This is a genomic window from Bacillus sp. FSL W8-0640 (assembly GCF_038007725.1).
GTDB classification, from domain to species: domain Bacteria; phylum Bacillota; class Bacilli; order Bacillales; family Bacillaceae_G; genus Bacillus_A; species Bacillus_A cereus.
This window is the reverse complement of the sequence record NZ_JBBOXT010000001.1, coordinates 401,281-426,344: the sequence shown is the minus strand read 5'-3', so window position 1 is coordinate 426,344 and position 25,064 is coordinate 401,281. Positions and strand designations below refer to the sequence as shown.

The window sequence follows — 25,064 nt, the reverse complement described above, 5'->3', positions numbered from 1 at the left end:
AAATATCACAATAACCTATTATAATTATATTTAATTTCTAATATGAAGTTTATATGAAGTTCATTTGAATTTTACATGAATTTCCTTTAATTTCTATTGTCTTCCTATAATATCCATATTATCCTTTACATAAAGGAATTATTTTTATTCCATTTTGAACTATCTATATATATAAAGAAAGATAGTCACCTGTTAGGGAAAGGCTTTCGTATTATAAATATAACAAAAGAAAAAGCACGCTTATAAGCGCACCATAAGAGTGCTTCTTCATACAATTCTCATGTAAGAGTTCTCGAAAATCATGTTAATCACAAAGAAAAGGCATTAGCTCATAAAAGCTAATGCCTTTTCTTTATTCATATTGTTGAGTATTCCATTCTTCTATATTTCATAATTTTGTTATCTACGATTCATAGAAAGAAGGTTCATGTGAGACAATTAAAACCGTTCCTTTGTATTGTTGTAACGCTTCCTGTAAAGCCATCTTAGTTTCTACATCCAAATGATTAGTCCGTTCGTCTAAAATTAAAACATCAGCTTTTTCTATTTTTTCATATAAGGAGCTAACACACTTAAAATCTCTTCTTTATCCTTTTTTAATTCGAGTGATGTTAACATATCCATCGTTCTCGGCCTAGGTAATTTCACTTGTACCTCGCCAACTATTGACGCTGGTCTTTGAGATAAAATAAATACGCGATCTGAAAGCAAGATTGCCTCATCTAAGTCATGTGTAACCATAACGATTGTTTGCTTCTCTTGATGCCAAGAGTTTAAAAGCCAGCTATGTACTTCCATTTTTGTAAATGCATCTAATTTACCAAAAGGCTCATCAAGCAGCATAATTGGCTTTTCACATAAATATGTGCGCAGAAAACTAATTCTTTGACGCATACCACCAGACAATTCATCTGGATAATGGTTTGCATATTCATCTAGTTCGAACTGCTTTAATGCTTCCATTCCTTCTGTCAGCCTTTGTTTTTTCGGCTTTCCTTCAATTTCTAACGGAAGAACGATATTTTGCAAAGCTGATCGCCACGGTAGTAATAAATCTTGTTGTGGCATATAACTAACAACATCTTGCTCTTGTACTTGCTTATCGTTATACGTTACGTTCCCGCTTGTTGGTTTTTCAACATTTGCAATCATGTTTAATAATGTGCTTTTCCCGCAACCACTCGGTCCTACAAAGGAAACAAACTCTCCCTCTTGTATAGAGGCACTAATATTCTCTAATACATTCTTTCCGTCGAAAGATTTCACTATATTTTTTATTTGTAATCCGCTCATTTTTCACTTGGAAGGAATTCATTTGTAAAAGCATCTTTTACATCGATTTTCTTTTTAATAACTTTGTTGTCATATAAGAAATTCATGTAATTCGTCCAAATTTCTTCCTTCTGTACTCCCCATGCTTTAGCATCATCTTGATACTTCGTACTTAACCATTTTTGGCTTTCTTGAACTAAATCTTTATTCACATCTGGAACAGCTTTAATTAAAATATCAGCAGCCTCTTTCGGTTCCTTAATTGCAAAATTATAACCTTCTGTCGTTGCACTCATAAACTTTTTCACAAAGTCTTTATCTTGCTTCGTATGTTTTTCACTCGTAATAATAACAGGACTATAGAAATCAAGCGCTGGATCTAAGTCCTTCACCATAATCGTATTTAACTCTTTTCCTTGACGCTTCGCTTCAATACCATCCCAACCGTAATAAATCCATTCGAAATCTGCATCACGGCCAATTGATTTAAAGAAATCTGTTTGTCCTAAGATGATTTTTTCAACTTTATTAAAATCAGCTTGATGTTTATCCATAATCGTCTTTAATGTCGCTTCTTCTGCTGGTCCTCCCCAGCCGCCGTAACGTTTACCTTCAAAATCTTTCGGTGACGTCATATTGTCTTTCTTAAGCGATGCAAACGCTGAAGTGTTATGCTGAATAATCGCTCCTACAGATACAACAGGAATTCCTTCTACACGAGCTAACGTTACATTTTCTTGTGCACTTATTGCGAAGTCTGCTTTTCCTGATGCTATCATTTGCTCTGCTGTTACATTGTCACCTGGTTGAATAATTTCTACATCTAATCCTTGCTTTTTGTAATAATCTTTCGTTTTCGCTACATACAAGCCAGTATGATTCGTATTTGGAAACCAATCTAATACTACTTTTACTTTTTGATCTTTACTTGCACTTTCTTCTTTCTTCGCCGGATTACATCCAGCCACACCTACCGCTACTAAGGCAGCTAACATAACTTTCAAACCTTTTTTCATTTTCTGCCGTCCTTTCTATATATCCATGGTGCTGTTATTCTTGCCATAAACTCTACGATAAAATACAGGCATAATGTCACCATAACGATGATTGCTGCAACACCAAATACTCGGGCAGTCAAAAAGGATTTTGTAGCCCTCGTAAGCATAACGCCTAATCCTTCACTTGCACCGAGCCATTCTCCGATAATTGCCCCCATTACGCTATATGTAACTGCAATTTTTAAACCTGAGAAAAAGTATGGGAGCACTGCTGGAAATTTTACCTTCTGGTAAACTTGCCATTTCGTCGCCTTCATTGTTTGTAACAGTTTCAGCATATTTTTATCTACTGTTTGAAAACCTTCTAAAATACTAAGCGCAATTGGGAAGAAACAAACGAGTATTACGACCATTACTTTCGGCAACATCCCATATCCAAACCAAATAATAAATAGCGGTGCAAGTACAACAATTGGAATTGTTTGCGAAATAACGAGCAATGGATTTATTAAAATACGAAATAACGGTATAACATCCATAATAATTGCGATGCTCGTCCCCAATAAAATTGCAAAGAATAGTCCAATTATAACTTCCTGCAGTGTTTGCATCGTATTTGGTAATAGTAAATCTTTCATCCCAATTAATTCTTGAACAATGGCAGAAGGCTTTGGTAAAATCCACGGTTCGATTTTAAATAATGAAACAGATCCTTCCCATATCGCAATGAGAAGGATAAGCCAAATAGTTGTAATAAGTTTAGATTGCTTCTGGTTTTGCATATTCATCACGGTACTTCCAAACCTTTTCATCTATCGTTACACCAGTGCTTGGACGATAATGGATTTTAATAGAAGTAATCACTTCTTCTGCTCCAGCATCGACGCAAGCTTGTTGCGCACGTTTAACGACATCAAGAAGTACATCTAATTCTCCTTCCAAAGTTGTTTCCATTGCCCCTACTTCATAACGAACTCCCGATTGTTGCACAACTTCAATTGCTTTATCGACAACAGAATATACATCTTTCGTTTTCGCTTGTGGTACTACTGAAAATGACATTGTAACTTGTTGTGACATAATAAAATCCCCCTTATAAAATTAAATTTCAAAAATAAGAAAAGGCTTTCCTACTGCGTAGGAAAGCCTTGTATGCAAGTTATTACAGAATAACATATGCTACATCACTTTAAGTAACTCCCTACGCTGGCATTATCCAGATCAGGTTGAGGGTCGATGTTTACTTACATCCTCTCAGCCAATTGGCTCCCCGGTCCTTAATTCGTTTTCATTGTAGCATGATTTATTTTATTGAACAAACAAAAGCATGCATAATCATTTCATTATTTTTGGAAAATAACCAACTTTTTCACCATGAGCTAATAACTGCTGTATAAATTCTTTATTAATTGCTGGTACTATCAATTCTTTTTTCTTAATCCATTCATTCGTTCTACGTGTACCCATTACAATTTCAGATTGCTGTGCTCCATCTCCTGCAACTTGAGAAGCAATTAACTCTGCTATTACTTCATTTCCCTTCGCTAATGCAAGTCCGGTATTTACATATTCTGAAAGTGGAACCATTTCAAGATTGTATCCACACTCTCCAATTAGCTGTATAAATTGTTCAAACTCAATTTGATGTGGATGACAAATATGTAACGTCTCTCCTACAATTTGCGCATCTTGTAAATACGATACAATTGATTTACTAGCAAAATCAATTGGTGTGAAATCAACTTTCCACTTCACATTTGGTGCTTTCCCAATTAATAGCATTGTTTTAATAAGACGATAAAATGCGTTTCCTTCAATATTTTGTTGGAACGAACCTGTTTCTGAATGACATGCTAAATTACCTGCACGATAAATATTTCCGCGCAAACCATTTTTCATTGCTTCACGAACAATGTTTTCCGCTTGTAGTTTACTATTTGAATATACATTCTCTAAGTCTACACTGTAATTAAAATCACCAGTTTTCATGTATGTATCCCATTGATCTACCGCTAATTCTAACGGGATACCAATTGTAGAAATAAAATGGAATGTAGCACCTTTCTCCGCTAATGCTAGCATACGGCTAGTTCCTTGGACATTTATATTTTCAAATTGTTTTACATCTCCAAAATGTCTTACATCTGCACCGCAATGAATTATCGTATCCATCTTAGAACTGATGAACATAAATTCTTCTTCGCTCATCCCAAGATACTCTTCTCCCAGATCACCAGCTACGGCCTGTATACGCTGTAACCATTCTTCACATATATCATTAAAGTAGCCTGTTAATGTATCTATAATTCTTTGCTGCACATCTTTGGTTGGTCTTACTAAACAATAAATAGTAGCAGATGTATCTCTCAACAATTCATATAATATGTGTGATCCTAAATAACCAGTAGCTCCTGTTAAAAAGACATTTGAAATCTGGGTTTCTTCCAAAACGTTTGCATACGTGATAGTATCTGGCTCGTGAATCACTTTATATTCACGAAATACTTCTTCTTTCTCTACTTTTACTTCTCGCTCAATTCGAGCTAATCCATATATCGTTCTTTCTTTAAAGAAATCTTGAATTGTTAAATGTGAGAAATTTTCTTTTAACAATGTTAAGACTCGTAATACTTTTAATGAATGTCCACCAATTGTAAAGAAATCATCATGCACTCCAACTTTTGAAATTCCTAATACTTCCGCCCAGGCGTTCGCTATTTGTTTTTCTGCTTTATTAGAAGGTGCAACATATTCTTGTAGCCGAACCGGTTCATACTTTTCTTCTAACTGAGCTAACTTCTTAACATCAATCTTTTTATTAGGTGTAAGTGGTAATTCATTAATATAAATTAGTTTAGATGGCACCATATAATCTGGTAATTGCTCTTGTAACTGATAAACTAATTCTGGTATTTCTTTTTTATTTAAAGTTGTATAGAACGCGATTAAATATTGGCTACCTTCCTTACTCTTCTTAGCAAAAACAGCATTTTCTTTTATATTATGATTTTGAGAAATTTTACTTTGGATTTCTCCTAGTTCAATACGATGTCCTCTAATTTTTACTTGATCATCTTTCCGATGTAAAAACTCTATATTTCCATCCTCTAGCAACTTAACGATATCACCTGTTTTATATATATTAACTATAGGATTAAAAGGGTTCGGAATAAAAGCTTCAATTGTTTTATTAGGCTTATTAAAATACCCTTTTGCTAATCCCACTGAATCTATATATAATTCACCAGGTACACCAATTGGACAAAGATTCATATTCTCATCCAAAATCATAACTTGATAATTAGCACATGGTTTACCAATGGGAATACTCGCAACATCCTCATTTAACTGACTAGGTATTTTATAGGTTGTCGTCACTACAGTACATTCTGTCGGTCCGTATACATTATAAATTTCAACATTTGTACCTATTCTTTCTCTCCACAATTTAATAACCTCTACAGGCAACATTTCACCACCAATCGCAATTCTTTTTAGGGAAGCTAGCTTATATATATCTTCTTCTGCTAAATAAGTTGCTACTTGTCGAACAAAAATTGTTGCTAATGCCAAGATTGAAGTTGCTTTCACTTTATAGATTGCATTTGCAAATGCCTCTACAGACAATCGCTCTTCCTCTAATAGTACATACAAGTTTCCTCCGCAGAATAAAGAAGCAAATGACTCCCATACAGAAGCATCGAAACTAAAGGAAGGAAATTGAGCAAATACATCCTCTTCTGTCAATTCATATTGCTTTTTCATCCAAGTGTACAGATTAACAACGCCTCTATGTGCTAACATCGTTCCCTTTGGATTCCCTGTTGAACCCGATGTATAAATCATATAAGCTACATCATCACAATGAATAGACAACTTTACATCTATATCTTCATAAGTTTCACTATCATACAATGAAACTGTTTGAACCCCATCACATGTTATAGGCGTCTCTTTCATCAATATAACTTTCGCTTGGCTATCTTGAATAATGTACTGTATTCTACTTTCCGGATAATCTGGATCAATCGGAACATACGCTGCACCAGCTTTTAATATAGCTACCATACTTACTACTGTGTCTATGCTACGTTTCATAAATATTCCAACATAGTCTCCTAATTGGACGCCGTTTTTAATTAACATATGAGCTATTTGATTACTTTTTTTATTTAGCTCCTCATAAGTTAAAGTACCTTCCCTTGAAGATAAAGCTATACGATTTGGAAATTGAGTAACAGTATTATAGAACATATCGACGATACTTTTCTCAGGATATACTGCTGTCGTATCATTCACTTGACTATAAAGTGCCATCTCGGCCTCTGTAATAATATTAAAATGTTTTATATACTTATTAGTATTTTGTGATATATCAACTAAAACACCTTGTATTTGTTGTGCATAACGAGTAATCGTTGTCTCTTTCCAATTAACACTATTAAATATTATTTCTACACTTTGCATATTTTTACTAAATACAAATTGTAATGTATTCGTGTCTTTTAGCTCATAATATGTTTCACCAATAATAATAGGTGACATTTCATATAATGTATTACCGTTTTGAAACTCTTCTATTTCTTCCTCATTCATTTCTTTAATTTGCTCCAGTTGCTCTTCAATTTGTAAATTTAAACTTTCATAGGAGAGAAAATTAGAAACTTCAATAGTAATTGGAAATAAATTTCCTCTTACATGATAAAGCACGACAATATGTTTTTCTTTAGAAATATGATATAACCACGTTGCAGTCGCTCCTATTAAATCTACAATGTGAGTCAAATTTGAAAACAGTTCCGTTTTCCTTTTTATCCTAAGTTCTGTTCCTTGCACATCTTTAGGTATTTTAATACTTCCTTCTACTTTTCCTAAAAATTCTTTTACCATCTCATTATAAGAAATTGCTAATTTCATATTTATGTAAATTCCTCTCTTAAATATAATAAAGGTGTGAAAATTCACACCTTTTTCATCCCTTATTAAAGGGCAGATTCGTTCAATTCATAATCAGTAGCGGAGATACCCCCTTGATTAGAATTGAACTTTCTCCTTATTCGCTTTTAAACTCACCAATAAGCTCTTGTAATTCCTGAGAAAGCCAACTTAAAGAAGTCGCTAATTCTGCAATATCTTGTACTGATATTTCTTGCTCTTTCATGCTTTCTTCAACATTACTACTGCTGTTGGCATAAGTATTTGCAATATGTGATAATTCATTTACGACTTGAACAATGTTCTGGCTATTTTGTAAAATGTCACTCGAATTACCGGAAACAGCTTTTACTTGATCTGTAACAGATTGCGCTGATTTTGAGATTTTTTCAAAGAAATCTCCACTACTTTGAACAAGCGAAATTCCAGTTTCTACTTCTTTTGAACCTTTTTGCATGGAAACTACAGCATCTTCTGTCTCAGCTTGTGTTTCACCAATTAATTTCGCTATATCTTTTGCAGACGCTTCCGTTTGTTCTGCTAATTTTCGTACTTCATCAGCAACAACAGCAAACCCTCTTCCAGCTGCTCCAGCACGTGAAGCCTCAATAGAAGCATTTAAAGCTAATAAATTTGTTTGATTTGAAATACCTGTAATTACAGTTACGATATCACTAATTTCTTTTGACCTTGTTTCTAACGAATAAATGATGGAAGATAAATCTTGTACTGCATTTTGGATTAAACTCATTTGATTAATAATTTGTCCAATCACTTCATTACCTTCAATTGAATGTTGTTCCATACCTTCAGAAGCAACCGCAACTTGTTTTGCAGCCCCAGTTATTTCTTCTACCTTATCTTCCATTCCATGTACAATTCCTAAACATTGTTGTACTGAAGTTTTTTGAGACTGTGCCCCTACTCTTAAACCTTCAATAGAACTTGCAATCTCTTGAACTGCCATGCTGTTTTCCTCTGTACTCGCCGACAATTCTTGTGAAGAAGAAGAAACTTGCTCAGCAGTTTGCCTTACTTTATCTATGATCCCTTTAAATTTTTCAATGGTGTTATTGAAATAAACATTAATAATTCCAATATCATCTGGTCTTTCTTTTAATTTAACACTTAAGTCACCTTCACCAATTTTACGTAACCCTTCTCGTAAATCTTTTAATGGAGCTAACGAGTGACGCACGATAAAGAATTGAGTAATAGTCGCAATTGCTAATGAAATAATGATAAAGAGTAAACCCTGTATCATAAACTTCTCTTTTGTAATAGGAACAATGGAAGCATCTAAGTCAGCCGCAATAATTGCAACAATATTGTTTTCTCCATCCGTAATTGGTTCTAATATTGTCACCCACGAACCTATTTCATCTTCATATACTTCTGTCATTTGTGCCTTTTTCGTATCAATCACTTTATCGTATGCCTTCATCCAATGAGCGGGTTGTTCATAATAATCTCCCGTCTTTATAGGGAATGCATTTGTTAACTCTGTAGTCAAACCAACGAGTTGTAATTCTCGCTTTTCATTCGGCTTTGCTCCTGTAACATACGTTTGTCCAACACTTTTCAATTCTTTTGAAACTTCATCTAATTTCTCTGTTAACTTTTCTTTTTTCACTTTTTCGGCTGTAGGATCTTTCGCCATGTCTCTAACTAACTCTAAATCCAATTTTTTTAATACTATTTCTCCTGTTTCAATAGACTGCCTTTCAAATAAAGACATCATACTATTTTGAAACATGTTGAAACTTAACGCACCCATACTTCCAACAAGCGTCAAAATAACTAGTACGGTTAATAAGACGTTCTTTTGAAGGAACGATAACTTATGCCAATATTTTTTCATTAATATCCACCTTCCTTAATCAACATAAACAAAAAAACAAAATATATGAATATTTTGTTTGAAAATGTTTCTCAATATGTTCGAGAATAAAAAAAAGCCAATGTAAAAGCATTGGCAAAGACCAACCCTATCCGTCCGGTAACTGGCTAGCGTAGCCTTTCGACCTTAGCTCCTGTAGTTTTGCGTCCTCATGTTTCCATCAGTTTGCCTTTCTCGCTGAACGAGTTGAACGATATGGGAGTTCTATGAGAATTAATTTATTCTCTTTCAAAGATTACAACATATAAATCAAAATGTCTACTTATTTAGAGATATAAATACAAATTTTTAACGCATTGCTTTTTCAAAATAATTTCAAAAAGTACGTGAATGTTACATTTTTTATGTTATATAATAAAAAATGTATAAATAACAAGGATTTCTTCGGGTATTTATTTAATTTTCATTCAAATTAAACTATTCGAATATATCTTAACTAATGAATTTCGGAGGTAGTTTATCATGTTTTGGCTACAATTTCTTACCTTGTTACTCTGTATTTTTATTGGTGCACGCCTAGGCGGAGTTGGTTTAGGAGTAATGGGTGGAGTTGGTATGGCAATACTCGTTTTTGTCTTCCACTTACAACCAACGGCGCCTCCTATCGATGTAATGCTTATGATTTTGGCAGTAATTACAGCTGCTGGTGCTTTGCAAGCCGCTGGAGGAATGGACTACCTTGTTCATCTAGCTGAAAAGGCATTACGAAAAAATCCAAAGCGTATTACTTTTTTTGCTCCAATTGTTACTTATTTATTCACACTATGTGCAGGTACTGGTCACGTTGCCTATTCTGTACTTCCTGTTATTGCAGAAGTCTCTCGTGAATCAGGGATTAGACCGGAACGCCCAATGTCGATTGCCGTAATCGCTTCTCAACAAGCAATTACAGCTAGTCCAATTTCAGCTGCCACAGTTGCTCTTTTAGCAATGTTAGCTGACTATAAAATCACTTTATTAGATATTTTAAAAGTGAGTATTCCTTCCACTTTCATTGCTTGTATGTTAGCAGCATTTGTTGCTAGTAAGATGGGAAAAGAATTAAGTGAAGACCCTGAATACTTAAAACGATTAAAAGAAGGAATGATTCCTAAGCTTGAAGAGAAAAAAGAATTTGTAGGTATAAAGGGCGCAAAATTATCAGTTATCCTTTTCCTTGTAGGAACCTTCCTTGTTGTACTTCTTGGTTCATTTGAAGCACTTCGTCCAGGATGGATAGTTGATGGGAAATTAGCCCGTCTTTCCATGCCGAACACAATTGAGATGGTTATGTTAACTATCGCGGCTCTTATTATTATTTTCTGTAAACCAAATGTAGAAAGCATTGTATCTGGTAACGTCTTTAAAGCAGGAGCAACAGCAGTTGTTGCTATTTTCGGTATCGCTTGGATGGGAGATACTTTCTTTAATGGAAACTTAAATATGATTCAAGGATCGATTCAGCATTTAGTAACAAGTGCACCTTGGCTATTTGCTATCGCACTATTCATTCTATCTATTTTACTGTACAGCCAAGCAGCAACAGTTCGTGCCTTAATGCCACTTGGACTATCTCTTGGTATTCCACCAGCGCTACTGATTGCGATGTTCCCTGCAGTAAATGGATATTTTTTCATTCCAAACTATGGAACAATCGTTGCTGCCATTAACTTTGACCGTACTGGTACAACAGGTATCGGTAAATACGTATTAAATCATAGTTTTATGATTCCGGGCCTAATTGCAACATTTACTTCTATCGGAATTGGAATGCTCTTAATTTCAATTATGTTTTAAAGAAAAAGCACAAACCTTTATTTAAAAAGGTTTGTGCTTTTTCAATCAAATATTTGTTTAAATTTTGGGCAGTCTATTTCTTCATGTAGCACTTAAAATACTACACTTCCTTCCCTACAAACTTCTCTTTACTTCTTCAGCTACTTTTCTCGTACTTTCATACGCAGATTCCGCTAAACTAATTGCTGAAATAACTGAAACACCGTCCGCACCCGCCTCTATAACTGCCGCTGTATTTTCAATTGTAATCCCACCAATACCAACGATTGGCACTGTAATTCCTTGTTCTCTAAAATAAGCTAATCCTTTCGTTCCTTGAACCGCTTTCGTATCTTTTTTCGTACTCGTTGGAAAAATAGGACCAACACCTAAATAATCCGCTCCATTTTCGATTGCAAAACGTGCTTCTTCAATTGTATGAGCAGATACGCCGATAATTTTATCTCCCATTTTTTCACGAACAGATGTAATTCCTTCATCATCTTGTCCAACATGAACACCATCTGCATCTAATTCAATGGCTAATTCTACATCATCATTTACAATGAAAGGAACACTATATTCCTTACAAAGCGTCTGCAATTCTTTTGCAAAGCGCACTCTATCTTCTCCGATTAAAGAACCTTCCCCCTTCTCGCGAAACTGAAAAATTGTCACTCCACCATCTAACGCTTCTTTCAATACAGCTAAAGGATCCCTCGTGCAGTTATTACTTCCCATAATAAAATACACTTGCAATAGCTTAGACATTTTATCTATTTCAATGCGTGCCATTTCTTTCACTCCCTCTTACTCTAACTCCACAATCTTCCCATACTTCTCAATATCACCTGAAGTTGTATTCGCTAATTGATTTAAAAATTCAATTTGGAAACTACCAGGTCCCTTTTCCGCGGTCTTAGCAGCTGCCAGTTCCGAAGCTACACCATAAAACGTTAATGCTGCTACTGCTGCTTTAACATAATCTTTTTCCACTGCTACAAATGCTCCTATTACAGAAGTTAGTAAACAACCTGTTCCCGTAACTTTCGTTAAAATAGGGTGACCATTTCGAATAACAATAGTTCTCTCTCCATCTGTAACAACATCTTCTTTTCCAGTAATGACCGCAACTGTATTTAGTTCATCTGCTGCCTGCTTTGCAATACTTACAACATTGCCATTTCCAGTACCAGCGTCTACCCCTTTAATTTCCCATTTCTCATTAATAACATTTGCTATTTCAGCTGCATTTCCGCGGATAATTGCTAAATCGATTTCAGCCGGAATATGTCTCGCAACTTCTGTTCGATACGAAGTTGCTCCTGCACCAACTGGATCAAATAGTACTGGCACATTGTTCGCATTTGCTGATTTACCCGCAAGTAACATCGCTTCTACTTCTTCAGGACGAAGTGTCCCCATATTTAATACTAACGCTCCAGCAATGCTAGCCATTTCTGCTACTTCTTCTTTTGCATACGCCATTACAGGCGATGCCCCAAGTGCCAACAAACCGTTAGCAGTAAAATTTGTTACAACAACATTTGTAATATTATGAACAAGCGGATTAGATTCTCTCACCAAATCCACTACTTTACTAATTTCTTTCATATTCATCCTTTTCATCTCCTAACTATAATGATGGGAGATACACAAAAAGACACTTTGCGCGTACGCAAAGTGCCTGAACATGTGCTTTTACACTCTCCCTACGCTGGCATTATCCAACAGGTTCAAATGGTCAATGACGGACTAGTAGTCATACTCTCAGTTTGTATCCACAAACTCCCATGTGTTTCTTATTCATCTACTTCAAAGTCTACTCTTATTCTAGTAAAATAACAAGTTCTTTACTTTTCTATTTCATATAGAAGCAACCTATATAACAATAAATATAATCAAGTGAAACTTTAATCAGTGAGTGTTTTGTTCATCCCACTAAAAACCGATCAAATATGGAGCGAAACTGAATCTCAAGAAGATGTATGCTATATTTAACTTATGGAAATTTGAAAGGATGTTTTTAATATGTCAAAAAGCGTTGTAATCGCTGAAAAACCTTCCGTTGCACGAGATATTGCTCGTGTACTGAAGTGTGATAAAAAAGGAAACGGCTATCTTGAGGGTAGTAAATATATTGTAACTTGGGCTTTAGGTCATCTCGTTACATTAGCAGATCCAGAAAGTTATGATGTGAAATATAAAAAGTGGAATTTAGAAGATTTACCGATGCTACCTGAGCGTTTGAAATTAACGGTTATTAAACAAACTGGTAAACAATTTAATGCTGTAAAAAGTCAGCTACTTAGAAAAGATGTAAATGAAATTATTGTAGCAACAGACGCTGGACGTGAAGGGGAATTAGTCGCACGCTGGATTATCGATAAAGTTAAGCTAAATAAACCAATCAAACGTTTATGGATTTCTTCTGTAACCGATAAAGCAATTAAAGATGGTTTTGCAAATTTAAAACCAGGTAAAGCCTATGACAATTTATACGCTTCAGCAGTTGCACGTTCAGAAGCTGACTGGTATATCGGTCTTAATGCAACTCGTGCTTTAACGACTCGCTTTAATGCCCAGTTAAATTGCGGCCGTGTACAAACCCCTACTGTTGCTATGATTGCTAGTCGTGAGGATGAAATAAAGAACTTCAAAGCTCAAACTTACTACGGCATCGAAGCTCAAACAATGGAGAAGCTCAAACTTACTTGGCAAGATGCAAATGGCAATAGCCGTAGTTTTAATAAAGAAAAAATCGATGGTATTGTAAAAAGTTTAGATAAACAAAATGCTACTGTTGTGGAAATTGATAAGAAACAGAAGAAGTCATTCTCTCCTGGTCTTTACGATTTAACTGAATTGCAACGTGATGCAAATAAAAAGTTCGGTTACTCTGCTAAAGAAACATTAAATATTATGCAAAAATTGTATGAACAGCATAAAGTACTAACGTACCCTCGTACAGATTCACGCTACATTTCATCTGATATCGTCGGAACACTTCCAGAACGTCTAAAAGCATGTGGTGTTGGAGAATACCGTCCCTTCGCACATAAAGTATTACAAAAGCCTATCAAACCTAACAAATCATTTGTTGATGATAGTAAAGTAAGCGATCATCATGCGATTATTCCAACAGAAGGATACGTTAACTTCGCAGCATTCACAGATAAAGAACGCAAAATTTATGATTTAGTTGTAAAACGTTTCTTAGCTGTTTTATTCCCAGCATTCGAATACGAACAACTAACGTTACGCACAAAGGTCGGCAATGAAACATTCATTGCACGCGGAAAAACGATTTTACATGCTGGTTGGAAGGAAGTATACGAAAATCGATTTGAAGACGATGATGTAACTGATGACGTAAAAGAGCAGATTCTACCTCACATTGAAAAGGGCGATACATTAACTGTAAAGTTACTTATGCAAACATCAGGTCAAACGAAAGCACCTGCACGCTTTAATGAAGCAACTTTACTTTCAGCAATGGAGAATCCTACAAAATATATGGATACGCAAAATAAACAACTTGCTGATACGTTAAAATCAACTGGTGGATTAGGTACTGTAGCGACACGTGCAGATATTATCGACAAACTTTTCAATTCTTTCTTAATTGAAAAACGTGGTAAAGATATTCACATTACATCAAAAGGTCGTCAATTACTTGATTTAGTACCAGAAGAATTAAAATCACCTACACTAACTGGTGAGTGGGAACAAAAACTTGAAGCAATTGCAAAAGGAAAATTAAAGAAAGAAGTATTCATTTCGGAAATGAAGAACTATACGAAAGAAATTGTTTCTGAAATTAAATCGAGTGATAAGAAATATAAACATGACAACATTTCAACGAAGTCTTGTCCAGATTGCGGTAAACCAATGCTAGAAGTAAATGGAAAAAAGGGAAAAATGCTCGTATGCCAAGACCGTGAATGTGGTCATCGTAAAAATGTATCTCGTACAACAAATGCTCGCTGTCCGCAATGTAAAAAGAAACTAGAATTACGTGGTGAGGGTGCAGGCCAAATTTTCGCATGTAAATGTGGCTATCGCGAGAAATTATCAACATTCCAAGAGCGACGTAAAAAAGAATCTGGAAACAAAGCCGATAAACGCGACGTTCAAAAATATATGAAACAACAGAAAAAAGAAGAAGAACCATTAAATAACCCATTCGCGGAAGCATTAAAAAAATTAAAATTTGATTAAACAAAAAGGTTCCTACCTCTATCGGTAGGAACCTTTTATTTTAGTGAATGATTTTACTTCCTTTTGCATTCTCAACAAATTTTTCACTTGATTTGTTAATTGGTGTTTTCAGTAATAACGCAGCAACAATCATAACTACTACGAAAGCACTTAACACAAGTAAATCTCGCGTTACGATATCCCAAAGCATTCCACCAACTGTTTCACGAATTGCGCTAATTGCGTATGTGAATGGTAAGAACGGATAAATCGCTTGGAAGAACGCTGGTGTCATTTGGATTGGGAATGTTCCGCCCGATCCTGCTACTTGTAGTACAAGTAAAATAATCGCCATCGATTTCCCAACGTTTCCGAAAATAGAAACGAGTGAGTATACGATACAAACGAAGACTCCACCAATAAATAAACTAAATAACACAAACCAGAACTTATCGACTACGTACGTACCGAGTAAGAATATATCTCCCATCGATACGATAAACGCTTGTGAAAGACCTATCGTTAAGAATGTTAATAAACGTCCGAAGTAAATTTCATGGCTCTTATAATTCGCGCCCTCTTCGTGTACTTCTACCGTTAATAATGAAACCATTAATAATGCGCCTACCCATAATGCAAGCACTGTATAGAATGGTGACATCGCTGAACCGTAGTTCGGCATCGCAAATAATTTATTTTCTTTTAAATTTACTGGATTCGCAAAGTAATCACTTTGCTTCTCAACATCGTTTTTCAATAAGCGTATGATGTCTTTTAAATCCTCTTCAGATTCAAAATCACGAATTTTATCTGCTAATTCTTTAATCTTTTTCTCAGTCTCCGGCATTTCAGCTTTAATGTCTACTAATTTCTTTCTACCGTCTACTAAGCCTTTTGATGAATCTTCTAGTAATTTTTTAACATCTGGAAGCTTTTTGTCTGCATCATTTAAAATTTGAGTTGTATTTTTCGACATCTCTTTTGTACGAGCAATTGCTGTATTGAAATTAGGTACAATTTCTGAATCATACGTCGATAATACATCTGTTAATTGAGCTGATCCGCCCTTCGCAGCGTTGTTAATACTTTCAATTACATCTTTTGTAGGTTTCTGGCCATTGTTAAGAAGTGTAATTCCCTTATTCGTTGCCTCTACACCTTTTTGTAAGCTGCTTTTCGCTTTGTTTAATTTTGCGATTCCATTATTAAGGTTTTTATCACTATTTACATCCGCTAAAACCTTATTTGTACTTTCTAGAACTGGAATCATATCATCAATTAAACCGATTCCAGATTGGAATTGACCATTTAAGCTTTTCAAGGCTTCCTTCGAACCTTCTAAACCATTAATACCTTTGTTTTGTACATCCTCTAGTGCTTTTTGGACACTAGATTTAGTACTTTCTAGACCATTTTTCGCTTTATCATAATCAGCTTTTGCATTATCGTATATTTCATTCGCATTAGCTTTCGCTTGATCTACTGTGCTAACTGCTTTTTTATAATCTGCTACAAACGTTTCATTATAATCTTTTTCAGCTTGATCAATTAATGCATTTGCTGCATCTAATTTTTGATTTGCTACATCTGTTACATCTTTCTTTACTTCTTGTCCTGTACCGATAACATTTACAATATCTTTAATACCGTTGTTTGCATTTTCCATACCACTTTTCAGCTTAGTTAGGCGATCCACTCGCCCTTGGAAAAAGCTTTTTCCAAAATCAGTCGTCGCTGAGTTTTGAAGTTCAGTAAATACATTAATAAGATACGAAATACCTTCTGTACGAGCTTGCAATTGATTTGATACTGCATTTAAATCTTTCTTTGCTTGTTCTGGATCAAACTGACCATTTTGCAATCCATTTAAAACACTTTTCCCATAAGCTGTTCCTGCACGTGATGAGCTTAAAACATTATTTACTGTTTGATTAATATTTTGCGCTATACTTTTATATCCGTCATTATTCAACTTAGAAAGGTCCGGTCTTGCAGGGAATTCAGGTAATCCATTCATTCCAGAGAAATCAGGAATATTTAAATCCACACCTGGATTCATTAAAAAGTTAGTAAATACAGCTGCACTATCCATAACGCCTTTTGCTGCTACTAAATCATTTCTTATCGTTCCTGGAGCGTTTTTTAATGTTTGATCTTGTCTTGCAAAGAACTTATCTAAATTCGCCAATGCTTCCTGCCCATCATTTATTACACTCTCTACAACAGGTAAATCTTTCTGCGCCACTTTCACAATATCTTCTGCTCGAGTCGCATCATCTAACGCCTTATCCATGAGTGTATTCATTTCTGGGAACTGCGCTTCTAACTTAAATACAAGATCTTTTACTTTTTCGATACTTGGTAAGTTTGTTTCTAAATCGATTCCAAGGTCATTGAAAATTTTAAAAATCTCACCGTTTGCTGTTTTAACAAAGTTTTTACTAATTTCTTCTGTAATACCTGATGCACCTTTTGCTGTAATCTTCGGTGCAATCGCGTTTACTTTTTCATTCACATAGTAATCCAGTTCTGGTTTTTTCGGATTTTCATCCAGAACAGTTGCGATTTTTTCAGAGAAGTCTTTTGGAATCGTAATACTTGCATAATAATCCCCACGCTCAACTCCGTAAATTGCTTGTTTTTCATCTACAAATTTCCAGCCAAGATTTTTGTTTTTCTTAAGGGAGTCTACAATCTCTTTCCCGATATTAATATCTTTCCCTCTTAAATTAGAACCTGCATCTTGGTTAGAAACTGCAATGGGAACCTCTTTTGTATTTCCATACGGATCCCAAGAAGCTTTAATGTTAAACCATGCATATAACGATGGTAAAATCATTAATCCTAAAACAATAACAATTGCAGCCCAATGTTTGGCTACATTCCGTAAATCTGTCTTATAAATACGCCAAATTTGTTTCATAGAAGTTATCACCTAATTATATATTTTTCCTTCTTTAGAAAATGATACATGCATTTTGCAATTATATCACTTTCTACATCGTGTATTAACCAAAAACGTACTATTTTTTCCCATTAACTTTCACTTACTTCATTATATAACGAAGTGAGTGAAAGTATGAATACAAAATGACCAAATCGGTTTTACATTCAATAATAACAAATATATATGAAATGTCATAAAAAATACAAGTATTTTCTCTTGGAAATACTTGTATTCCTAAAAAAAATCCTCACAGCTTTTATTCTCTGTGAGGATTTCTTCTATTATATATCCAATTGAACCTCTACACCGAAATGATCTGAAATTACATTTCTGTTTGTACCATTAAAAATAACTTTTGAAGAATGAACTTTTTTACTTTGGTTACACAATATTAGATCGATTCGCAAATTATGTTTATTTTCATCCCAACCAGCAATCTCACCTTGGACAGTCGTTCCTTCATCCTTCTCTATTGCTAATTCATATGTGTCATACAACCCTTTTTGCATCATATACTCATAACCTTCGCCTTCCAACCGAGCATTGTTATTAAAATCCCCCATTAAGAAGGCGAGCTTATTGCTATCTACACGCTCCATCAAACGATCAACTTGACCTTTGAATGACTCTTCTTCATCATTCCACCAACCGAGATGGCAAGAGTAAAACGTTATATCCTTACCATTATAAGCAATTGTTGTACTTACAATTTTACGTGTTTTCCAATACGTTGTATCCTCGTTTTCTGAAATGAAGAACGTATCTTCTTTTATAATATTATGCTTCGTTATAATCGCTAATCCTTCTTCATACACGTCATAACCAATATGAGAGAAATCCCAAGTAATATTGTAATCTTTTACATGTAGCGCTTTTAACTCTTCTAATAGTAAAAGTCCAAAATTATCTTCTTTCTTGTTACCGCATACATTTTCAGCTTGTATGGACTGACTTACTTCTTGCAATGCGATGACATCGTACTCTTCTTCTTGAATTACTTTAGCAAGGTATTGTATCTTTTCTATTTGATTCTCTTCTTGCCAAGAATGACAGTTTAAAGTTAGCAATTTCATATTATTACGCACCTAACATATCTTGAATGTCTGACTTTAACACGTCAGCTTTCGGACCATATACCGCTTGTACACCTTTATCTTTTACAATAAGTCCTAAAGCACCATTTTGTTTCCACTGTGCTTCTGGTGCAACAACATCTAAATCTTTTACTGTTACACGTAAGCGTGTCATACAAGCATCTACGTCAGCAATATTTTCTTTTCCACCTAATAAATCGATAACTTTTGTTGCTAGTGAACCGTCTTGTACATTTCCTGTTCCTTCTGATGCCTCATCTTCATTATCAATATAGTTACCTGCACGCCCTGGTGTTGGTAAATTGAATTTTTTAATTAAGAAATTAAATAGTGTAAAGTTAAGACCGAAGAACACTAATGAAACAATAACAAAGTTGATTAAGTCTCTTGTTAAACCTGCGTTAACCATCATTGGTGTACGAGTAATTAACTCAATAAATCCAAATGCATGAACACGTAAGTTAATTAAATCGGCTAGCGCGAATGCAAGTCCTGTTGTAATAGCATATACAACATATAATACTGGAGCAATAAACATGAACATGAATTCAATTGGTTCTGTTACACCTGTTAAGAATACTGCTAATGCTGCTGATAAAAACATTGGTTTATATTTTGCACGCTTTTCTTTATCCACGTTACGGAACATCGCAAATGCAATCCCCATTAACGCTGCTGTTGAGCCGATAACTTGTCCAGCTTTGAAACGAGCTGGTACAACGTTATTTAATAAATCGTTATATGCCTTCGTATCTCCATTTGCTAGTAAATTATTTAAATCTGTAATCCATGCAAGCCATAATGGATCTTGTCCTGCTACAACTTGTCCAACTTTTGAACCAGTTAACATCGTATATGTTCCGCCTAGCTCTGTATAGTTCATCGGAATCGTTAACATATGGTGTAAACCAAATGGTAATAATAAACGCTCTAACGTTCCATATACAAACGGTGCAACAACTGGTGCGCTATCTTTTGAAGCTGCAATCCAGCGACCAAATTCATTTAACCCACTTTGGATGAATGGCCATAGAAGTGATAATACAATCGCAGTAACTGTAGACCAAAGAATTACAACGAATGGTACAAATCGTTTTCCATTAAAGAATGCTAATGCCTGTGGCAGTTTATTATAGTTATAATATTTGTTATATAAAGTAGCTCCTAAGAAACCTGTGATGATCCCTACGAACACTCCCATGTTTAATGCAGGTGCACCAAGTACAGAAGTAAAGTAATCTTTTACAATTAAATCTCCCGCTATTACTGAAGAAACTTTCGCTTTTGAATCCGCTAACATTTCAGCGTTTACGCCAAATATAGCTCCTGTAATTCGGTTTGTTAAGACGAATGCTAATAGCGCTGCAAATGCACCACCCGCGCGATCTTTCGCCCAAGATCCCCCAATTGCTACTGCGAATAAGATGTGTAGATTTGTAATGATTGCCCAACCGATGTCTTCCATTACGCGAGCGATTGTATGAACTGCGTTAACATCCCCAGCAGACATACCAATTAACTTACCGATGGAAATCATTAAACCAGCTGCTGGCATTACGGCTACAACAACTAATAAAGCTTTCCCGAACTTTTGCCAAAAATCAAAAGACGTAATTTTCATCTGTTCTTCCTCCCCTTTATTTATAACAACATAATGATTTAAATTATAATTTCTGTCCCTTTTATGAAAACGATTCCTCATATCATTTTTCTTTTTACGCAACCGTTTTCATAAATCTATTTTAATAAAAGCGTTTTCACTTTGCAATAGAAATTTATTTTTTTTCATAAAAAAAGATGCTCAAAGAGCATCCTTTTTTATTATGAAATGCGATAAACCCTTGTTTCATAAGGTTTTAAAGCAATTGTTGTTACTTCTTCATGTTCCGCAACTTCATAGTTATTTAAAAGCAAACGTTTGCGTTCTAGTGCAAATGAACCCTCATTATACACAGCTTCCTCTTTTGAGATATTACTAATTACAATGACTTTTTCATCCTGTAACGTACGTGTATATGCATAAATTTGTGGATCGTCTTCTAAAAGTAAATCGTACGTACCATAGTTCAGTACATCGTGCTCTTTTTTCAGGGCAATCATTTTCTTATAGAAATTGAAAATAGACTTTTCTTCATTTTTTTGCTTTTCAACATTAATTTCTTTGTAATTTGGATTCATGCTAAACCAAGGTGTACTTGTTGTGAAACCAGCATTCATCTCATCATTCCACTGCATAGGTGTACGTGAATTATCGCGGCAAGAAGCCCATATAATCTCCATCATATCTTGATGTGGTACGCCCTCTGCAATTTTCTCGCGATATAAATTTTTAATTGCTACATCATCGTAATCTTCAATATTTGGTAACTGAACATTTGTCATACCAATTTCTTGGCCTTGATAAATAAACGGTGTACCGTGCATAAAGAAATACATCGCCCCTAGAGCTGTTGCACTTTCACGCCAATATTGTTTATCATCTCCCCATGTTGAAACGATACGTGGTTTATCGTGATTCTCAATATATAAAGCGTTCCATCCTTTATTTTCTAATCCTTTTTGCCATTTCGTTAATACTTTTTTCAATCCTACAACATCAAGGTCTTTCTTCTTCTCTGCATCCCATAAACTTAAATGTTCAAATTGGAATACCATATTGAACTTACCTTGCTCTTCTCCAACCCATAGCTCAGCATCTTCAATCTTAACACCATTTGCTTCACCAACAGTCATAATATCGTACTTAGAGAATGTATTTTCTTTTAGCTCTTCTAATAAAGGTTGAATACCTTTCACATTCATATGTTTATCAAAAGATGGCACATATTTTAACTCTTTTGGATTTGGCATATCCTTGAGGCCTTCTTCTTTTTTAATATGACTGATCGCATCAACGCGGAAACCATCAATACCTTTATCAAGCCACCAATTAACCGTATCATATAGTACTTCGCGAACTTCTTTATTCTCCCAGTTTAAATCTGGTTGTTTACGTGAGAATAGATGTAAATAATATTGTTCTGTTTCTTCATCATATTCCCATGCCGAACCATTAAAAATACTTTCCCAGTTGTTTGGCTCCGCACCATCTTTACCATCATGCCAAATATACCAATCACGCTTCGGATTATCTTTAGATGAACGTGATTCAATAAACCATGGATGTTCATCACTCGTATGATTAATAACTAAATCAATAATAAGCTTCATATCACGCTTATGAACTTCATCTAGTAAAGCATCAAAGTCTGCCATTGTACCAAACTCATCCATAATATCTTGATAATCACTAATATCATAACCATTATCATCATTAGGCGACTTATACATTGGACAAATCCAAATTACATCTATACCTAAATCTTTTAAATAATCCAGTTTTGCAATAATACCTTGTAAATCTCCAATACCATCACCATTTGAATCCATAAAGCTTCGTGGATAAATTTGATAAGCAACCGCTTCTTTCCACCATGTCTTATTCATAGTCATTCTCTCCTTTTGCATCCCATCGGAATTTTATGCAAACGTTTTCGTAACACTATCATAACAAAATATGAACAGTTTGCAACTGTTTTCATTGAACTCTATGTAGATTCTTTATTCTTATGCTTTATTTATTTCTCACAAAGGTAAATCTCATTCTTCACCTCTTCTTGAAACTGGTAGCCCCTCTCTCTTTATAGAAGAAGTTCCTTATATAAAGGCTGTTGAATTTTTTAATGGCGGTAACATCCCTGAAAATTTCAAGCGCTCTGGTTCCTATGTCTATAAACCTATTCCCCTTAAAGGCATTCAAATCATGCAATACTTTCTTTCTCATGCACCGAATAAAGATGCTAGTATTTGGCATCAATCGCTCATAGGTGCTGTTGAAAATATTTCGCCGAATAAAACGGCTTATTTTCATCGTAAAGCAATTATTGCTCAAGAATACATTACCTCTTGGAAATGCGATGATGAAGAAAATCGAAATATACGCTGGGTTAAAGGTTTACGAGAAAGCTTAGATCCTTATACACTAGGTGACTATGTGAACTGGCCCGATATCGATATTAAAAATTGGCAAACTAGTTATTATGGCTCTAACTTTCACAGATTACGTAAAGTAAAAACCATGTATGATCCTTGTGATGTTTTTCATTTCCAACAAAGTATTCCTCCTTTTCATACGTGAAAAAAGGGGATAACATAAAAAAATCATCCAATATACCGTTACCTCGCAGTATGTTGGATGATTCAAGTTGATTTTCTATATCGTTTCAAATTCTTGCTCCTACTCATAAACTTTTACTTACAGATTAATTGTATTTCGTATCATTTTCATGCAATGAATGTAATTTAATATTTGGTACTTTATCTTTTTCAATACCTCTATTATAAGAAACAGGAACTTGAAATTCGAATTGCTTTGTCTCATGTTTTTGTAAATAGACTGGTTTCGGTACTGGATAGCTTTTTGAATTCTCGTTTGCATTATCGTATAAAACAACTTTTAATGCTTGTGAATGATTACGATAATTTTTTAAAGTAACAATGCACTTCGGTTGGATATTCTCTCCATTTTTCTCCATTCTACACTGGCTATCTTCTTTTTTATATTCTATTGCTTCTACCCCTGTTTTTCCTGCGTAGTACCATGTTTTATTCAATGTCTGGAGGATTGTATTTAAAATAAACGGCATCATTACAATCAAAATACTAATGCCTACTACTTTTATCTTATTCGTTTTTCTAAATGTACTAGACTCCTTTTTTCCTAGCCATTTTAAAAATAATATAAATGCAATTACATGTAGTATGAAAGAAACAATCAATATATTTGAGACTTTATAATCCATATAAACATACGTATGTATCGGAACCTTATAGACATTGAATAGTTTTTCCCCAATTAATTCATTATCATTTGGAATTTTTAATAATAACAAAACCCCTATACTGTAACAAATAGCTACTAATCGATCATACTCAATACGAATCATTCTTTCTCCCCTTCACTTTGTATTTTATTATCGATTTTAGCTATTATTACCATACTATACAATCTTTTTATAGAGGATAACGTAAAAAAGTTCCTTATAAATATATAAAGAACCTTATTAATATACACTATGAATTAAAAAATCAATATACAATTTTCACATAGAGATTTCTTCAAAATATGTTGGATCATGTATTGTAATTTTTTTATCTAAAATTGTAACAATGCTATCATTTTTTAATTGTTTTAATACGCTGCTAACTGTCTCTCGAGATGTTCCAGATATTTTAGATATTTCAATTGTTGTAAGTGGACATGAAATTACAATCTTTTCTCCACTCTGTTCTCCTAAATCCTGCATTAAATAATTTAACGTTTGGATAACACGATCTTGTGCATTAGGAATTGTAATATTTTGCACTCGATTTTCGTTCAATTTTAATATAGATGATAATTGCTGAACAACGTACATCAATTGCGTTCTGCTGGACTTTACCATATCTTCAAAGATTACCGTTGGAATATAATATACCTCCACATCCGTCATTGCTTCTGCTGTATAGTTATATCCTCTGTCTGTAAACATACCACCATAAGGAAAAATAGAATATCGCTTCACATAGTCATCGTATAATAAGTTCCCATTTTGATTAACCCGCTCTAACTTTACAAAACCATCTAACATGAAGTAAATTCTTTCTCTTGAATCCCCTTCTAAAAATAAAAATTGACCTTTTTTATAAGTTCGCCAATAAACAAACTCTGTTAAGCCTTTCAATTTTTTTTCTGTTAAATGAGCAAATAATTCGAACTGCTTTAAGTCTTTCACTACGTTCCGTCTATTCATAAAATTCCCTCTCTCTTGCTGTATGTTGGAGCGAAAAAATCAAGAAAGCGTATTCAATTTGAATTTTATCATAATTAACTTACATATTCAGATTTCATCATGAAAACTTTATGAACAATGAGTACAAAAAAT

Annotated in this window: 16 protein-coding genes, 1 pseudogene and 3 riboswitches; of the genes and pseudogenes, 3 read left to right on the top strand and 14 right to left on the bottom strand. The window is 34.4% G+C overall.

Annotated elements, in window-relative coordinates; genetic code table 11:
• Nucleotides 1–543: 543 nt before the first annotated feature.
• The 6 genes from N2V80_RS02210 to N2V80_RS02185 all read right to left on the bottom strand — a co-directional run bounded on the left by N2V80_RS02210 (nt 544) and on the right by N2V80_RS02185 (nt 9,066).
• The gene (locus tag N2V80_RS02210) at nt 544–1,293 is read right to left on the bottom strand and encodes an ABC transporter ATP-binding protein (protein WP_000016085.1); all 750 of its coding nucleotides are present in this window, start codon (nt 1,291–1,293) and stop codon (nt 544–546) included.
• Nucleotides 1,290–2,288 (bottom strand): ABC transporter substrate-binding protein, encoded by a 999-nt coding sequence (locus tag N2V80_RS02205; RefSeq protein ID WP_000715568.1) that lies wholly within the window; start codon nt 2,286–2,288, stop codon nt 1,290–1,292. The genes N2V80_RS02210 and N2V80_RS02205 overlap by 4 nt, the downstream gene beginning before the upstream one ends.
• Entirely contained in the window at nt 2,285–3,058 is a 774-nt protein-coding gene (locus N2V80_RS02200; protein WP_001057166.1) for an ABC transporter permease, read from the bottom strand. Before N2V80_RS02200 ends, N2V80_RS02205 begins: the two co-directional genes overlap by 4 nt.
• Nucleotides 3,030–3,350: an MTH1187 family thiamine-binding protein gene (locus N2V80_RS02195; protein WP_000082906.1), complete on the bottom strand. Its 321-nt coding sequence runs from the start codon at nt 3,348–3,350 to the stop codon at nt 3,030–3,032. Before N2V80_RS02195 ends, N2V80_RS02200 begins: the two co-directional genes overlap by 29 nt.
• A 101-nt stretch (nt 3,351–3,451) precedes the next feature.
• Nucleotides 3,452–3,553: riboswitch (TPP riboswitch) on the bottom strand.
• 52 nt (nt 3,554–3,605) lie between these two features.
• Nucleotides 3,606–7,187 (bottom strand): non-ribosomal peptide synthetase family protein, encoded by a 3,582-nt coding sequence (locus N2V80_RS02190; protein ID WP_061655984.1) that lies wholly within the window; start codon nt 7,185–7,187, stop codon nt 3,606–3,608.
• Nucleotides 7,188–7,323: 136 nt separating this feature from the next.
• Entirely contained in the window at nt 7,324–9,066 is a 1,743-nt protein-coding gene (locus tag N2V80_RS02185) for a methyl-accepting chemotaxis protein (protein ID WP_000761075.1), read from the bottom strand.
• A gap of 134 nt (nt 9,067–9,200) precedes the next feature.
• Nucleotides 9,201–9,285, bottom strand: a riboswitch (cyclic di-GMP riboswitch).
• Nucleotides 9,286–9,567: 282 nt separating this feature from the next.
• On the opposite strand from N2V80_RS02185, the gene N2V80_RS02180 reads away from it, so the two are divergent.
• The gene (locus N2V80_RS02180) at nt 9,568–10,881 is read left to right on the top strand and encodes an anaerobic C4-dicarboxylate transporter family protein (protein ID WP_000498709.1); all 1,314 of its coding nucleotides are present in this window, start codon (nt 9,568–9,570) and stop codon (nt 10,879–10,881) included.
• A gap of 114 nt (nt 10,882–10,995) precedes the next feature.
• Here N2V80_RS02180 and thiE read toward each other — a convergent pair whose 3' ends face one another.
• On the bottom strand, nt 10,996–11,655 hold the full coding sequence (thiE, locus tag N2V80_RS02175; RefSeq protein WP_061655983.1) for a thiamine phosphate synthase: 660 nt from the start codon (nt 11,653–11,655) through the stop codon (nt 10,996–10,998).
• A 15-nt stretch (nt 11,656–11,670) separates the two neighbouring features.
• On the bottom strand, nt 11,671–12,480 hold the full coding sequence (thiM, locus tag N2V80_RS02170) for a hydroxyethylthiazole kinase (RefSeq protein WP_061655982.1): 810 nt from the start codon (nt 12,478–12,480) through the stop codon (nt 11,671–11,673).
• Between the two features lie 72 nt (nt 12,481–12,552).
• A riboswitch (TPP riboswitch) is annotated at nt 12,553–12,665 on the bottom strand.
• Nucleotides 12,666–12,891: 226 nt separating this feature from the next.
• Between thiM and topB the strand changes: the two genes are divergently transcribed.
• On the top strand, nt 12,892–15,081 hold the full coding sequence (gene topB, locus N2V80_RS02165; protein WP_000047300.1) for a DNA topoisomerase III: 2,190 nt from the start codon (nt 12,892–12,894) through the stop codon (nt 15,079–15,081).
• Between the two features lie 40 nt (nt 15,082–15,121).
• Here the strand turns inward: topB and N2V80_RS02160 are convergent, their stop codons facing one another.
• From N2V80_RS02160 to N2V80_RS02145, 4 genes are all read right to left on the bottom strand, one after another.
• Nucleotides 15,122–17,983, bottom strand: a complete 2,862-nt coding sequence (locus N2V80_RS02160; RefSeq protein ID WP_000810074.1) for a YhgE/Pip domain-containing protein — start codon at nt 17,981–17,983, stop codon at nt 15,122–15,124.
• 305 nt (nt 17,984–18,288) lie between these two features.
• A complete protein-coding gene (locus tag N2V80_RS02155; protein WP_000771987.1) occupies nt 18,289–19,080 on the bottom strand; it encodes an endonuclease/exonuclease/phosphatase family protein in 792 nt (263 codons plus the stop codon).
• Nucleotides 19,081–19,084: 4 nt separating this feature from the next.
• On the bottom strand, nt 19,085–20,722 hold the full coding sequence (locus tag N2V80_RS02150) for a PTS transporter subunit IIBC (protein ID WP_000705560.1): 1,638 nt from the start codon (nt 20,720–20,722) through the stop codon (nt 19,085–19,087).
• A gap of 200 nt (nt 20,723–20,922) precedes the next feature.
• Entirely contained in the window at nt 20,923–22,587 is a 1,665-nt protein-coding gene (locus N2V80_RS02145; protein ID WP_001044703.1) for a glycoside hydrolase family 13 protein, read from the bottom strand.
• A 154-nt stretch (nt 22,588–22,741) separates the two neighbouring features.
• Between N2V80_RS02145 and N2V80_RS02140 the strand changes: the two are divergent.
• Nucleotides 22,742–23,278: pseudogene (locus N2V80_RS02140) on the top strand (BBE domain-containing protein); the annotation flags it as partial.
• Between the two features lie 124 nt (nt 23,279–23,402).
• Here the strand turns inward: N2V80_RS02140 and N2V80_RS02135 are convergent.
• Together N2V80_RS02135 and N2V80_RS02130 are read right to left on the bottom strand one after the other, a co-directional pair.
• Nucleotides 23,403–24,086 (bottom strand): hypothetical protein, encoded by a 684-nt coding sequence (locus tag N2V80_RS02135; RefSeq protein ID WP_000619194.1) that lies wholly within the window; start codon nt 24,084–24,086, stop codon nt 23,403–23,405.
• A 156-nt stretch (nt 24,087–24,242) separates the two neighbouring features.
• Nucleotides 24,243–24,932: a Crp/Fnr family transcriptional regulator gene (locus tag N2V80_RS02130; protein WP_001081905.1), complete on the bottom strand. Its 690-nt coding sequence runs from the start codon at nt 24,930–24,932 to the stop codon at nt 24,243–24,245.
• Between the last annotated feature and the right edge of the window lie 132 nt (nt 24,933–25,064).